This is a genomic window from Alteromonas sp. R7, from assembly GCF_055755235.1.
The window spans coordinates 363,863-377,956 of sequence record NZ_JBVTQX010000003.1; the positions used below are offsets into that span (position 1 = coordinate 363,863).

Annotated in this window: 12 protein-coding genes and 1 pseudogene; 8 read left to right on the forward strand and 5 right to left on the reverse strand. The window is 45.4% G+C overall.

Annotation, left to right across the window (positions count from 1 at the left end):
- The first annotated feature begins 74 nt into the window (after positions 1 to 74).
- The 3 genes from AC0J2X_RS07280 (at position 75) to AC0J2X_RS07290 (ending at position 2,670) form a co-directional block, all read left to right on the forward strand.
- Complete coding sequence (locus AC0J2X_RS07280; protein ID WP_472995907.1) at positions 75 to 890, forward strand: SGNH/GDSL hydrolase family protein; 816 nt, start codon at positions 75 to 77, stop codon at positions 888 to 890.
- 82 nt (positions 891 to 972) lie between these two features.
- Entirely contained in the window at positions 973 to 1,650 is a 678-nt protein-coding gene (locus tag AC0J2X_RS07285) for a DsbA family oxidoreductase (RefSeq protein WP_472995908.1), read from the forward strand.
- A gap of 27 nt (positions 1,651 to 1,677) precedes the next feature.
- Positions 1,678 to 2,670, forward strand: coding sequence for an XdhC family protein (locus AC0J2X_RS07290; protein WP_168463336.1), 993 nt, complete (start codon positions 1,678 to 1,680; stop codon positions 2,668 to 2,670).
- Here AC0J2X_RS07290 and AC0J2X_RS07295 read toward each other — a convergent pair.
- Positions 2,667 to 5,297 carry a TonB-dependent receptor gene (locus AC0J2X_RS07295; RefSeq protein WP_472995909.1) on the reverse strand — a complete coding sequence of 877 codons (2,631 nt, stop codon included), beginning with the start codon at positions 5,295 to 5,297 and terminating at the stop codon, positions 2,667 to 2,669. The two genes, AC0J2X_RS07290 and AC0J2X_RS07295, sit on opposite strands and share 4 nt — an antisense overlap.
- Positions 5,298 to 5,635: 338 nt before the next feature.
- Here AC0J2X_RS07295 and AC0J2X_RS07300 point away from each other — a divergent pair, with 338 nt between their 5' ends.
- From AC0J2X_RS07300 to AC0J2X_RS07315, 4 genes are all read left to right on the forward strand, one after another.
- A complete protein-coding gene (locus tag AC0J2X_RS07300) occupies positions 5,636 to 6,322 on the forward strand; it encodes a histidine phosphatase family protein (protein ID WP_039216471.1) in 687 nt (228 codons plus the stop codon).
- 11 nt (positions 6,323 to 6,333) lie between these two features.
- Positions 6,334 to 7,569 (forward strand): acyl-CoA dehydrogenase family protein, encoded by a 1,236-nt coding sequence (locus AC0J2X_RS07305; RefSeq protein WP_014976758.1) that lies wholly within the window; start codon positions 6,334 to 6,336, stop codon positions 7,567 to 7,569.
- Between the two features lie 49 nt (positions 7,570 to 7,618).
- Positions 7,619 to 8,677, forward strand: a complete 1,059-nt coding sequence (locus AC0J2X_RS07310) for a phosphotransferase family protein (RefSeq protein WP_278712045.1) — start codon at positions 7,619 to 7,621, stop codon at positions 8,675 to 8,677.
- A 74-nt stretch (positions 8,678 to 8,751) separates the two neighbouring features.
- Positions 8,752 to 9,726 carry an NADPH:quinone oxidoreductase family protein gene (locus tag AC0J2X_RS07315; RefSeq protein WP_014949760.1) on the forward strand — a complete coding sequence of 325 codons (975 nt, stop codon included), beginning with the start codon at positions 8,752 to 8,754 and terminating at the stop codon, positions 9,724 to 9,726.
- A gap of 79 nt (positions 9,727 to 9,805) precedes the next feature.
- Here the strand turns inward: AC0J2X_RS07315 and AC0J2X_RS07320 are convergent.
- The 3 genes and pseudogenes from AC0J2X_RS07320 to AC0J2X_RS07330 all read right to left on the reverse strand — a co-directional run.
- Positions 9,806 to 11,092, reverse strand: a pseudogene (locus AC0J2X_RS07320) (alpha-amylase family protein); the annotation flags it as partial.
- A gap of 217 nt (positions 11,093 to 11,309) precedes the next feature.
- Complete coding sequence (locus tag AC0J2X_RS07325; RefSeq protein WP_278712047.1) at positions 11,310 to 11,951, reverse strand: YchJ family protein; 642 nt, start codon at positions 11,949 to 11,951, stop codon at positions 11,310 to 11,312.
- 237 nt (positions 11,952 to 12,188) lie between these two features.
- Positions 12,189 to 12,599, reverse strand: a complete 411-nt coding sequence (locus tag AC0J2X_RS07330) for a hypothetical protein (RefSeq protein WP_039225472.1) — start codon at positions 12,597 to 12,599, stop codon at positions 12,189 to 12,191.
- Positions 12,600 to 12,927: 328 nt separating this feature from the next.
- On the opposite strand from AC0J2X_RS07330, the gene AC0J2X_RS07335 reads away from it, so the two are divergent.
- The gene (locus tag AC0J2X_RS07335) at positions 12,928 to 13,326 is read left to right on the forward strand and encodes a YqaA family protein (RefSeq protein ID WP_039225474.1); all 399 of its coding nucleotides are present in this window, start codon (positions 12,928 to 12,930) and stop codon (positions 13,324 to 13,326) included.
- Between the two features lie 22 nt (positions 13,327 to 13,348).
- Here the strand turns inward: AC0J2X_RS07335 and AC0J2X_RS07340 are convergent, their stop codons facing one another.
- The gene (locus AC0J2X_RS07340) at positions 13,349 to 14,008 is read right to left on the reverse strand and encodes a protein-methionine-sulfoxide reductase heme-binding subunit MsrQ (protein WP_278712048.1); all 660 of its coding nucleotides are present in this window, start codon (positions 14,006 to 14,008) and stop codon (positions 13,349 to 13,351) included.
- Between the last annotated feature and the right edge of the window lie 86 nt (positions 14,009 to 14,094).

Here is a 14,094-nt window from a genome sequence, read left to right on the forward strand (position 1 = left end):
GCACTTATATGTAGATATCTAGGCGCGAATTCAATTCGATGGTTAAAGCTTAATGGATTGCTTAGGAGGCTGATTTGATCTACTTCAAGGTTTTGGTTTTAAACCTGATAATTGTTTTATTTCTTCCAGTCATTTTGCTTCAAGCATTGTGGGTGAGGAAGAAGACCGCTGTACTGCCAGAGCCCGACGGCGAGCGGGTATTAGCCTCAGCCGATAGTAAATTGCTGCTAACTAATAACGTTTTGGTTATAGGCGATTCTGCTGCCGCTGGTGTTGGTGCAACGACGCAAATGGGGGCACTCACAGGTCTGCTGTACTCAAACCTTGTTAAGCATGGGCCAACGCGAGTGACGTTGAATGCTAAAACAGGTTTTAAAAGTGAAGATGTGCTCAAGCTTCTTCATGAAATGCCTGCCGAGCACTTTTCGTCGGTGCTCGTCTCTGTTGGTGTTAACGACGTGACCAAATTTGTACCGTTGAAACGGTGGCGACAAAACATCGATGCTATTAGTACGCTACTGTCAGATAAATTTGGGGGCGAAACAATATTGTTTACTGCGCTACCGCCAATTCATTGCTTTCCTGCGCTTCCGCAACCTTTGCGTGCACTATTAGGTTACCGCGCGTGGTTACTAAACCAAGCTTTGGCTGATAGCGTAACAGCCCGGGCTAACGCAGACATATTATATGTTAGTGCACTTAATGTGGGCGGAACTATGACGGATATTCAGCAAAGTGGTTTGATGGCAGAAGATGGCTTTCATCCCTCCACTAAAGGCTATGAAATATGGGCACACTCAGCCCTTGAAAAGCTTTCCACGCTTTACAGCACCACAATGGGCACGACAACAAAAGTCACAGCAGAAACTGATGTAACTGCGACGAAATAATCGCAGTGTGGGGTTGAAGTTTCTTTTTGTAACCTTATCTAAGCCCTTATATCTTCATAAATTCAATAAAGCGAGGCCTATCATGGCAGCAAGTGAGCAAGGTGTACAAAGTGCGAGCGGTATGCAGAGTGTAACAGTTAATATGGTTTCTGACGTAGTATGTCCATGGTGTATTGTTGGGTACCAGCGTTTGCAAGAAGCCATTAAAACCCTTGATAACATTGAAGTGGATATTAAGTTTCACCCCTTCGAGCTAAACCCCAATATGCCAGAAGAAGGGCAAAACCTTCGCGAGCACATAATGGAAAAATACGGCATTAGTGAGCAGCAAAGCGCGCAGAACAGAGCGCGGTTAGTAGAAGCGGGCGAGCAATTAGGCTTTTCGTTTAACTTTACTGACGACTCTCGCATGCAGAACACGTTTAAGGCTCACCAACTTATTCACTTTGCTTCAGAAAACGGTCTTGAAGAAGAAATGAAGCTGGCCTTATTTAAAGCCTACTTCACAGACGGTAAAAACATTAATGATCTAGGTGTTCTAGTAACGTTGGCACAAACTATTGGCCTTGATAAGTCTGAAGCTGAACAAGCGCTTAAAAGTGAAAAATACGCGCAAGCAGTGCGTGAGGAGGAAACTATTTGGATGCAGCGTGGTATTCAGAGTGTACCTACTTTTGTCATTGGTAATCAGGGCGTAGCCGGGGCACAAGAGCCAGCAACATTGGCTGCATTTATTGCCCAAGCAGCATCACAGCAATAAGCAGGTTAAACGGGTGTAGAGGTAGTTATGAGTAATCACGTTAACCATTTGTTGGCCCAGTGGCTTCCACTTAAAAACAAGCATAAGTGGGTGTTAGGTTTTATTTTTAAAACCGAAGGCTCATGCTACCGCAAAGCAGGCGCCATGATGTTGTTTAGTGATGCAGGGCATCAGCTAGGTATATTAAGCGGCGGCTGCTTAGAAAGTGACATCGTTAAAAAAGCCCAGCGAGTAATGGCCGACGGCGTTAGTCGTACCGCGGTTTACGACGATGAAGATGAAGAAGACATCGCGTTTAAACTTGGTGTTGGATGCGGCGGTGTGGTGCACTTAGCACTCGTACCAGTTAACGAGAGTAACCAGTATTTATCGTTGGATGTGGTTAGCAAAAGCTTATCAAACGGAAAAGCGTGTGAGTGGCGCTGCGCGGTAGACGGCACTTTGGGTGATTGCACGGAATTGGAAGACCATTCTGCTAAACCTAGAAAAGCTGTGCTAGACACCGTTGATGGCAAGCGCATGTTGTCGGTTTTGATGCTGCCGCCTATCCACCTACTTGTTGTTGGAGGTGGGTACGACGCTACCTTTATGACTAAGCTTGCTAGTTTGCAGGGCTATTTAGTCAGTCTTTGGGATCCAAGGCCTGCACAAGCAAGACTTGAACATTTTCCCGAGGTAAATTACTTGATTGAAGACCCGTCTACTGAAGGCTTACGTCTTCACATGGGCGAACATAACGTTCAAGCAGCAGTGCTTATGTCCCATCACCGTGAAATTGATGCAAAGGCGCTGCAGGTGCTAAGCAAGCAATCGTTAACCTATACGGCAATGCTCGGGCCACTGCACCGTAAGCAGGAAATTATGGATTTAGCCGGGCTTGGCGATACCAACTTTACTCAGTATTTCGCAAGCCCCGCTGGTTTCGACATTGGTGGTGAGCTACCAGAGCATATAGCGCTGTCTGTTATTGCTCAGTGCCATGCGGTGTTTCATACCAAACCTACGCATTTAAAGCGTTAGAAAGACTTTCTGAAGGTAACGCCAAAGCTTCTAGGCGCGCCTGGGTAGGCCATGATCTTTCCGGTTTGTACGGGTACATCAAAGCCACTTCGTGCAACGTACTCTTCATCGAAAACGTTGCGCGACCACGCAATAATTTCGCTATCCCATTGTGGGATAGTGAAACTTACGCGAACGTTAAATAATGAAAAGTCGTCAGCGTACTTGTACGGGTCGTTCGCATCATCAAGAAATACGTCGCCCGTGTATTGGTAGTCAATACTGGCGGAGGCAGGATAATTCCCAACTTCGAAATAGTGATTCAGCATAAGAGACAGTGAGTTCTGAGGCTCGAAGCCTACGCGGTCACCGTCTCTTGAACAGAACGGGTCGTTTGGCTCCACACGGCCCGGGTCGTCAATGCCCGTGTGCCACGTGTATGCTACCCAACAGGTACCGCGTTTAAACTCATCAAAATTCGCCAATGTGCGCGACGCAACTGCATGTAATTCGGTGCTTTCTGTCATTAGCCATGTGGCTTCAAGCTCTATGCCTTTTACTATGATATCGCCCGCATTTTGCAGGTTGAACCCCGTTCCGGTAAAGGTCGTCGCCTGAAAGTCGCTAATTTGTGTATAGTGCGCCGCAGCATTTACGCGCACGCCGTATTCTTCAAAGTCGTGTTTTATACCTATTTCAGCACTTCGCGATTTTTCAGCATCAAAAAGCGGGCTAAGCGAAGGTAAGATTCTGTCGGTATTCGTACCGCCGGCTTTGTAACCAGTCGCAAAACTAGCGTAGGTTAGCGTGTTGTCATTAGGGTGATAAGCCAGTTTTACCGTGCCGGTTAACTGTGAATCATCAAGCTCTTCGTTTAAGTCAGGGCGCGGCATGACCGCTGCAGATCCCAAGAAAAAATATCCCCAGCCCGCTTGTTGAAATGGTGCTATAGCGTTAAGGGACTGTGCTGTAGGGGCTTGTCCCGCCGCTAACGCAGCAGCGATGTTTTGTAACCCAAATACAGCACGACCTACATTAGGCCATTGCGCTGGGTCTTGAGTTAGTCCGTCAATACCAGGCCCTTGCTCATCGTAGGCTCCGACAATCGACTTTTCTTCGCGGGTATAGCGTAAGCCCGTTGTTAAGGTGAAATCACTGTTTAACAGCCAATCCAGCTGAGAGAATAAAGCAATACTATCTTGCTCTTGATAGGCGCTGTGCGCGAAAGCAGTACCGGACGGCGCGGGTGCTGCAGCAGGCGCAATAAAGCCTGATGTAACTGCAGATAGCTCGTTGATGGCGTTAGCCAAAGGCAGCAGATCGGGCGCGGCGGCATTAAAGAACGCACTAAAATCATCTTGCGTGGTAGTATCAAAGGTTAGATCTAAGTTTTGGCTGTAATAGTAAACACCTATTAAACCGCGCACATCTTCACTGGTGTAATGTAATCTAATTTCTTGAGAAAACGACTGCTGCTTGGCGTCGTTAGTGGCAGTAAGAAGGTCCGCATCAGAAAAGTCGGTATCTACCGTATCTAAGCTGTCAAACGCGCGGTACGCGCTTATGCTCACAAAATCCCATGCTTTGTTTAAAGCCACATCTACTTGAACTGATAGTCCTTTGTCTTTCATTTTTGAAAGGGGAGTTTGCGACAGCGAGGTTTTATAGTCATAAAAGTTATCGCGCCCGTAAATAGTTGCATTAAACGGCGGTTGTAGCAGCAGTGCATCAGTGCCGAATTTACCCGCTATGTCATTAGCCTGAATGTTGTTTTGAAAAGTAAGTGCGCCGCAGCATCGTTCGTCTAGCTCGCCGTAATCAGCAATAAGTCGCACGCTAATTTCATCTGTTGGAGTGTAAAGCAACTGTGCTTTTATCGCAGAACGGTTACGGTTATTCAGGGTTTGCCCGCTGCGCTCATCGGTAATGAAGCCGTCGCTATGAGAGCTAAAACCCGAAACCCGCATGGCAAGAATATCGTCGATAAGCGAAAACGACGAGCCAGCGCTTAAACGAACTAAGTTATCATTGCCGATGATGGCTTCGGCAAAGCCGTCCAGCTCGTCGTGTGAAGGTGCGACCGTCGTTAACGTCATTGCGCCAGCGGCGGTGTTCTTTCCGAATAGTGTGCCCTGTGGCCCACGCAACACTTCTATGGATTCAATATCGACTAAGTCGTTTATTAACGCGTTTTGTCGTGCACGGTACACACCATCTACGTATAAACCCACCGAAGACTCGAAGCCGAAGTTTTGTGAAGACGTGCCAATGCCGCGTATTGAAAACCCTGAATTTGTTACGCTTTGATTTTGAAACGCGCCAAAGGCAGGTACGTAGTTTTGCAGGTCAAACACATCTCGGCTAACTGTTTCAACTAGGTCTTGACCTGAAAGCGCAGTGACCGCAACGGGCACATCTTGCAAGTTTTGACTGGTCTTTTGCGCCTGTACAACAATGTGTTCCAGCGCCTTTTTGTCATGCGGAGTAGATAAAGCATTCTCATCGGCGTGAGCGTGGGGAGCCAAAGCAAGTGTCGACGAGACAATAGAGGCAATAAACGGCGAACTACACAGGCAACGCGTAATGGCGTTTTGGGGTGTAGATATGCTTGAGCTATTACAAGACAAAGCGTGTGTAAGTGACTTCATTTTGGTTCTTTTTATTTTTCAAAAGCGGTGGGCTTTAAACAAAATTAATCACGACAAGGTCGCGTCCAAATGCGTACAGTCCTTTACATCTTAAATACGCCAACTTCCCTATGACGTCGTGTCGTGCTTTTTCACTATACAATCTAATGAACATATATTGCACGCATTTGAAGCTATCATGTCAAATTTTGTTCGCAACGTGCAAAAAGTGAACAGGTGTTTGGCAGTGAATAGTTTCACATGATGCATACTCATTCAAAATATCAATTAAACTTATATCGCTGTTTTCCTTAGTATGTTGGTTGAAAGTTAACATATTAATAACATCAGGCAGCGGTATGACAGACATCTATTTAGTGCGACATGGTCAAGCGTCTTTTGGCAAAGCGAACTATGACAAACTTAGTGAACTGGGTGGGCAACAGGCCATTTGGCTTGGTGACTATTTCAAGCATCGCAATGTTGAATTTGATGCAGTTTTCTCTGGCGACATGGTTAGGCATCACGAAACCAAAGAAGGTATTGCCTCGGGTATTGCTACTGAAGACTATACGCTACCTGAAGTTACAGTGAATAGCGCACTGAATGAATTCAATTTTCAGGCAGTGGCTACCGCCTATTTAACACGCTACCCAGAAGCAAAAGTACCTGAAGGTGCTTCGCCGTCGGAATATTACCGATTGCTAAAAAAAGCAATGCTTGCCTGGTCGCAAGACGAATTGGCGCATGAACTCCTTGATGAAACATGGGGTCAGTTCGAAGACAGAGTTCACAGTATGCTCACGCACCTTCAAAGTATAGATGCGAAGCGTGTTCTCGTTGTGAGTTCTGGCGGTGCAATTGCCATGATGCTCAAACACATTCTTGGCTACGATGCGGCCACCGTTGTGAATATGAATTTGCAGATCCGAAATGCCAGTTTTTCTCAATGCTTTGCCAATGCGCGAGGCGTTCACCTTAATAACTTCAACAGCGTACCTCACCTGGATGTGATTGACAGGTTACACGCCATTACCTACAGCTAAATGGGGCAGTTATGAACTTTGAATATAATGAAAAGACCCAAGCACTTTTAGAAAAACTAAAAGCGTTTATGAAAGAAGAAGTGTATCCAATTGAAAAGGAATACATTCACGCCGTAGAAAATGGCTCTGCCAACAATGGCGAAGGTCGTTGGAAAACGCCTGAAATGATGCATACATTGAAAAAGCGTGCAAAAGAAGCGGGTCTTTGGAATCTATTTTTACCTGAAGAATATAAGCCATATGGCGCGGGCTTGACTAACGCAGAGTATGCACCACTTTGTGAAGAAATGGGCAGAGTTTTGTTTAGCTCTGAAATCTTCAACTGTAGTGCGCCAGATACCGGCAATATGGAAGTGCTGGCAAAATACGGTAACGAGAGTCAGAAAAAGCAGTGGTTAGAGCCTCTCTTAAACGGGGAAATACGCTCAGCCTTTGCTATGACAGAGCCTGCAGTGGCATCAAGTGACGCGACTAACATCGAAACTTCCATTAAGCGCGATGGTGATGAATACGTTATCAACGGCCGTAAGTGGTACACCAGCGGTGCTATGAATGAAAACTGTAAGATTATGGTTGTAATGGGCAAAACTGATTTCGATGCGCCTCGTCACCAGCAGCAGTCTCAAATCTTAGTTCCTATGGACACCAAGGGTGTAACTATTGTTCGCCCAATGGCAGCAATGGGCTATTACGACGAGCCTATTGGTCATGCTGAAGTCTTGTTTGAAAACGTACGTGTACCGGCAGAAAACTTACTGCTTGGTGAAGGGCGTGGTTTTGAAATCGCACAAGGGCGCTTAGGCCCGGGCCGTATTCACCATTGTATGCGCCTTATTGGCTGTGCACAGCGCGCGCTCGATATGGCCTGTGAACGAGTTGAAAGCCGAGTGGCGTTTGGCAAACCGTTGTCAAAACAGCAATCGGTTAGAGAAAGCATTGCGCAGATGCACTGTGATATTGAACAGGCGCGTCTGCTTACGTTGAAAGCGGCTGATAAGATGGATCGCTATGGCAACAAAGTATCGCGCGACCTTATCGCTGCTATCAAGATAGTTGCACCTACTATGGCCTGTAACGTTATCGACCAAGCCATTCAGATGCACGGCGCTGCAGGTACAAGCCAAGATTTCGTATTGTCTGCCATGTACGCTTATGCGCGTACTATCAAGCTGGCAGATGGCCCTGATCAGGTTCACATGATGCAGTTAGGTCGTAATCTTATTGCAGAAAAAGCAGTCGCTGAATAAGTCAGTGTTGTAAATCAACAATACAAACAATTACGGGTAAGGAGTGAAGGTGTCTAAAGACAATGCGAAAGCCCCACATGACATAGATTTAGCAGTGCTGAATTCGTATTTATCTTCTGCGTGCCCCAGTATTGGGCACGTAAAAAGCGCTGAGAAATTTGCGGGTGGGCAATCGAACCCGACGTTTAAGCTTACTACGGATAACGGCGTTTATGTATTACGCCGTCAACCTCCGGGCAAATTACTGAAATCGGCCCATGCAGTTGACCGAGAATTTCGCGTTATCAATGCGTTGCAGGGCTCAGAAGTGCCTGTGCCCAAAGCGTACCATTTATGTGAAGATGCCAGCATAATCGGTAGCATGTTTTACATTATGGCCTATGTTGAAGGTGACATTTTCTGGAATAGCGCACTGCCTGAAATAGCGTCTTCTGCTACTCGTGGTGCCATGTATGATGAAATGAACCGGGTGCTTGCAGCGCTTCACAGTGTAGATATTGAAAGCGCAGGCTTACGCGATTATGGAAGGCCTGGCAGCTACTTTGAACGTCAGCTAAGCAGGTGGACCAAGCAGTATCGTGCATCTGAACTTGAGCATGTTGAAGAAATTGAAAGTCTTATTCAGTATCTTGAGGCCAACCTGCCAAAAGATGATGGTCAAGTCTCGTTGGTCCATGGCGATTTTCGTTTAGACAATATGATGTTTGATATGTCTGACCCTAAAAACCCGAGAGTAGTCGCGGTGCTTGATTGGGAATTATCAACGTTGGGGCATCCGTATGCCGATTTGGCTTACCAATGTATGCAGTTGCGCCTTCCCTCTGACATTGCGCACGCAGCTGGGTTAGGTGGTTTAGACAGAGAGCAGTTAGGCATTCCAAGTGAACAAGAATATATCAATGCGTATTGCGAGCGAAGAGGTATTGATAGCATTAGCAACTGGACGTTTTACCTCGCATTTAGTTTTTTCCGTTTAGCCGCTATTTTACAAGGCGTGGTAAAACGCGCACACGATGGCAATGCGTCAAGCGAGAAGGCTATGCAATTAGGCGCAATGGTGCGACCTCTGGCGCAAATTGCGAACCAAACCATTCACCAAAGCGAATAAACGCCATATAACGTATTTAATGACATGTCATGCTATCAATAGCGTGCTCGTCGAACAAAGCAACTGGAGACAGTATGAAAGCAATTGTATGCGAATCTTTTGGACCACTTGAAGAACTTCAATTTAAAGACGTTGCAGACCCAGAAGTAAAAAAAGGGCATGTAGTCGTAAATGTTGAAGCCGCAGGGGTGAACTTTCCAGACGGACTATTGGTGCAAGGTCTGTATCAAATGCAGCCAGACTTCCCGTTTATTCCTGGCAATGAAGTGGCAGGCACCATATCTGAAGTAGGTGAGGGCGTAAGCCACTTAAAAGAAGGGCAACGAGTTATTGCGTTGTCTAACTTAGGTGGTTACGCAGAAAAAGCGCTGATCCCTGCCACTCATGTTATGCCGTTACCTGATCCCATCCATGTTAATGAGGGGGCTGCTCTTGTAACTGCGCATGCGACAGCACATCACGCGTTAAAGCAGCGCGCAAAACTGCAGCCAGGCGAAACACTGGTTGTAACCGGCGCAGCGGGTGGTACTGGCTTAGCAGCAGTGCAAATAGGCAAGATTATGGGCGCTAAAGTGATTGCAGTTTGCTCAACAGAAGAAAAGCTGGCGCTTGCTAAAGAGTATGGCGCAGACGTTTTAATTAACTACAAAGAAAAAGATCTCAAAGAAACGCTGAAAGAAGTCACAGGCGGCAAAGGTGTCGATGTAGTTTATGAATGCGTTGGCGGTGACACATTCCACGCTTGCAGCCGCAGTATGGCATGGGAAGGTCGTTTACTTGTGGTTGGCTTTGCTGGCGGTGAGATCCCGAAATTCCCGGTTAATTTAGCGCTGGTAAAAGGCTATTCGGTTATGGGCGTATTTTGGGGCTCGTTTACTCAGCACGATCCAAAAGGCTTTGCGGAAAACATGCAAGAGCTTTTAACTTGGTATGTGCAAGGTAAGGTGAAGGTGGTCGTAGATGAAGCATTACCCTTAGAACAAGCAACGAAAGCCATGGCCAAGGTAATGAACCGGGAAGTGAAAGGTAAGATGGTACTTGTGCCCTGATCCTACAAGCCTGACACGTGGGTAACTTAACAATAAAGCCTGAACAATCGATGTTCAGGCTTTTCTTGTTAACAGTGGGTTATTCCATAAGCCACATTCGGGCGCTTCTTCCTGGTACATAGAACTTGTGCCACTGAGTTGTAATATATTGCACATCATTACTTAACGTATCGCGGTAATTTCTATACCACCACAAATTGTCCGTAGATGTATCTACCCACATATCTTGGCCGTCTGCGCATTTATTAATACCCACAACGCCTTGATGGTCACGCTTGAAGAAAATAACGCAGTCATTATGACTTACAACTTGCATGCCACTGCCCTGAACTCCGTTATGGAATTTAACCATACCCTTGATGTCATCACGCTTGTACAAATCTACCCAACGATTATCACCACTTTCATTGTTATCTGAGTACAGTAATGGAACACCACCGTCACGCCCTAGTACATAGGCATTTGCCAAATGTTCGTCGGTAGGGTCAAGTAACTGGTAGCGGAAGCCGTCGTTTAGCGGGATGTCGTGGGTAATACTAAATGTAATGGCCTTGTCGCCTGATAAAGCCTGACCGTACGCACCTGGGTCAACTAAGGCATTCATCGAACCACCGAAGCTAAATGCACTACGTATTTGCGCGAAAAGCGGGAAGTCGTAGGCCGAGTGACCTGTTGCTGATAAATAAGGTGCAAGGAAGTTATCATACTCACTAGAGCCTGCACCGCCCGTGGTAATTATTTCTCCGAAAACATGCACGCCGTTTTTTATATTGCTGTCGAACACCGCGTTGATATGATAGTTGGTCATGTGCTTTGCAGCATCAACGCGGAAACCGGTTACACCCATGTCTTTTAACGCCTGAAGATACGCTTTTTGCTGGGCTACTACCCAATTATTGGGGTCTAGGTCGGGCAAGCCAGGATCTGGCGCGGCGCCGCATAATCTATTGTACTGAACATCGCCCACGTCGCTGTAGTTACTAATGCACTTAGGACCACCTTGATCATACGTACCGTGGAAGTCACCACCGCCAAAAAGGCCGCTACTTACATCACCAAATAATGTGATGCCATTGTAGTATCCCTGATTTGATGAGTATTGCTGTAGTACTTCACTTCCGGGGTAGTTTAAGTCTGAACGTTTCCATGCTTCGTTCGCCATATGATTAAAGACAATATCCGCATAGGTCTCTACACCTTTGGCAGTTAATGCATTAACCATCGATTGAATGTCAGCAGTGTCACTAAGTGGATTATCAATAACTCGATAGTCCTGTGGTTGATATCGCGCCCACCACTGGTCACCTGTCGATTTATAAGCAGGCGAAACAAGTACTTTGGTGTAACCAAGGTCCGCAATTTCCTGGGCTTTTGCGGCGACGTCGTCGTAGGTCTAGTTAAATGCGTGTAGTATAACGTCGGCATAGCTTTGATAACTTAATGTACTCAGTGCTGCGCCTATTAAAACGCCTGCCGCATGTTTCTTCATCTTCATAGTGTGTCCTATTTTATGTGGGAGCGAGATAAAAGATGAACAATCAAGATGCGCAGGGAAGGGGGTAAGGTTAGCTATTGCCACTGGGTTAGCGGCTCTTAGTTGCGCAGCACTGTTTGAATTTTTTGTTGCTACCGCAAACACAAGGTAGGTTTCTCCCGTATTTAATTTTGCCGCAGTCGTCGTGTAATACGCCGTCGTGATAACGCCACTTACCGTCTTCAACACTAAAATTCGACGTTTCGTGAAGCTGATACATGCTTTTATTTTCAAAATAGTAAGCAGTGAATTCAACAATGGCATTATTGGGCTTAGAGATGAGCTTGGAGATGGACTTTAAATTAGTCTTAGAGATTGCCTCGGCGTTGGTTACTGCTTCGACTTTAGCGTCAGCATGTACAGTACTGTCTATCGAACTATCTTCAGTACTACTGACCGAGTTACCTACCAAGCTATCTACGGAGTTATCTACGGAGCTAGCCGCTAGAGTGGGGTGAACTTTAAGTGCGAACCATGTCGCACCTTGTGCGCTTTGCGCCAAATCCTCTACAGAAAGACCCTGCTGCTTTTCTTTGGTGTAGGTTTCAAGAATATATTGATAATGCGCTGTAGCGTAGGCTGAAAAACGGGAGCGCATAAGTTGCTCTGCAGAACTAGGGTGTTTATCACCCTTAATAAAAGGCTCGCAGCATTCGTCGAAGGATTTTGATGAGCAACAGTAGCAGCGCATAAGACAACTCGCAGTTTAAGAGTAAAACAAAGCGCTACAGTATAAGTATAAGTTGCGTGAGCCCCAACTTTTTTAAACGTAAATGTTGCCGATATTCAAAGATTCCTTGGCGGTCCATGCCAAAGGGTACATGTCAGAGATTCCACGCCAAAGAGTTGTATGAAAATAAATATTTAGGTTTTGTTTACGCACCGCTACTCAGGCAAACGTAAAATGTAAGCATAAACAGGCTTTGTATTACCAAGGACCTAATGCTACGTTTTGTTCGTCATTAATGCTGTTAACACGTACATTCACCAGGCTGACAGAGTAAAGCTCACACAGCTTTCTGATCATTTCACTATCGGTTGGTTGAAGGTCTAAATCAATGTTTTCCACATACAGTGTTTTACACTGGCCACCTGTAATCAGCTTACTGATCCATTCGGGCATTTTTTCTTTTTCAGGTTTTTGAATACGGATAGCGTGATCTACAGATTTAGAAAACGACACCGTATTTGAAAGCAGATAATTCCAACCTTTGTCGTTACTTCCTTTTCCATTACCTTGTTTTTCGCCTGGAAACCCTTCTATCGGCAAAGGTAGTTGAACAACATTTGAAACCGAAGCGCGCAAAGCATTAAATCGTGAAACTGAAGATGTGTTCATAGTAAAACCCTTTATGCATTTGCCCTGAAGTTCATAGTTCGAACTTCGGGAATATTGTTATTAACTTGTACTGGTTGCTTATACAGTGTGTATGTGTATACAGTATTCTTAAAGGAGGGCTTTGGCAAGTATTTAGTTGTACTTTTTTCACACAAAATGGTGTTTTCTCAGTAACTACATAAAAGATAATGGTTTTTTTGTGCTATCGAATTCTGAAGGAAGTATTCATACTCCGATTAAGGTAAGATGCGCGCGAATTTTACATAGAAAACTACTGTATATAGATGGAGGAGCGTTGAGCGCATTAATACATTTAGGCTATTTGGGAATGTTCTTATCGGCATTTTTGGCTGCCACTATATTGCCTTTTAGTTCTGAAATTGTACTTAGTGCTTTATACAGTAGTGGCTTGAACTGGGTGTTGTTGCTTGTTGTTGCTTCGTTAGGAAATGTACTCGGCTCGGTGGTTAATTATGCATTGGGCTTCAAGTTCGGAAAAGAAATTGCGACCGATAAGTTAAAAGTGAGCGAAGCGGCGTTTAACCGTGCAAGCTACACTTTTACAAAGTGGGGGAAGTGGAGCTTGTTTTTATGCTGGGTACCTATTATTGGCGACCCTATTACTTTAGTAGCAGGTGTACTTAGAAGCCCGTTTTGGTTTTTTATTCTTGCGGTAACGCTTAGTAAAACAGCGCGTTATGCTGCGCTGCTTTACGTACTTGTTTAAAAGGTTTTCGACTTTAGTTTTCTCACGCCACTGCGTTTTTGCCTCTCGACTTCTTTTGACTTTTCTTCTGATACGTCACATACCACTGCTTCATTCTTGGGCTCATTAATATCAGTCCAATCATCCAATACCAAACGGGCTCTTGCCAAAACGTCTTCTGCGACCAGCTGAAATGAAGTAGTGCAAGGGGCAGGATCAGGTAAATGCTGTTGTGAAGCTTCTGCCACTTTTTTCCCATGTTGCGCTGGATACGCTTGAACGACGTAGCGGTGAGAGCAAAAAGAAGAAGTAACGCTGCCATGCCAACAATGATGTATGGCCTGCTTACTATCTCGCTAGCCACTAGTGCCATATCAAGCTGGATTTCAAACACAATGTATGTGAGCAGGTGTGCAAAGGCGTACACAAAGGTATATACGCCAATCATACGTCTGAATTGCATCGGTTCTGGGCTTGGTAGCCATTTAGCAAGTGGGCTAAGAGTAAGCGTTAGTAAAAGAAAGTGAATTGCCCAGGTTCCAGTCTCATTGATGAGCGTGTTTACAGGGTCTGGACCAAGCTGATCGGTTACCCCTGCAAAAAACAACCAGGCGATATAGCCCAATGTGAAAAGGTGAATAAGACCTTTTAGGCTGCGGCGCTGCCATACAGAGAGTCGAAATGGTTTTTTTCTTAACGGCATTAAATGAACAACTTAATAATAATGTTTAAAAACTCTAGTTAAGTGATATTGATATGAATGACTAGCTGTTTGGTTGTGGCCTCATA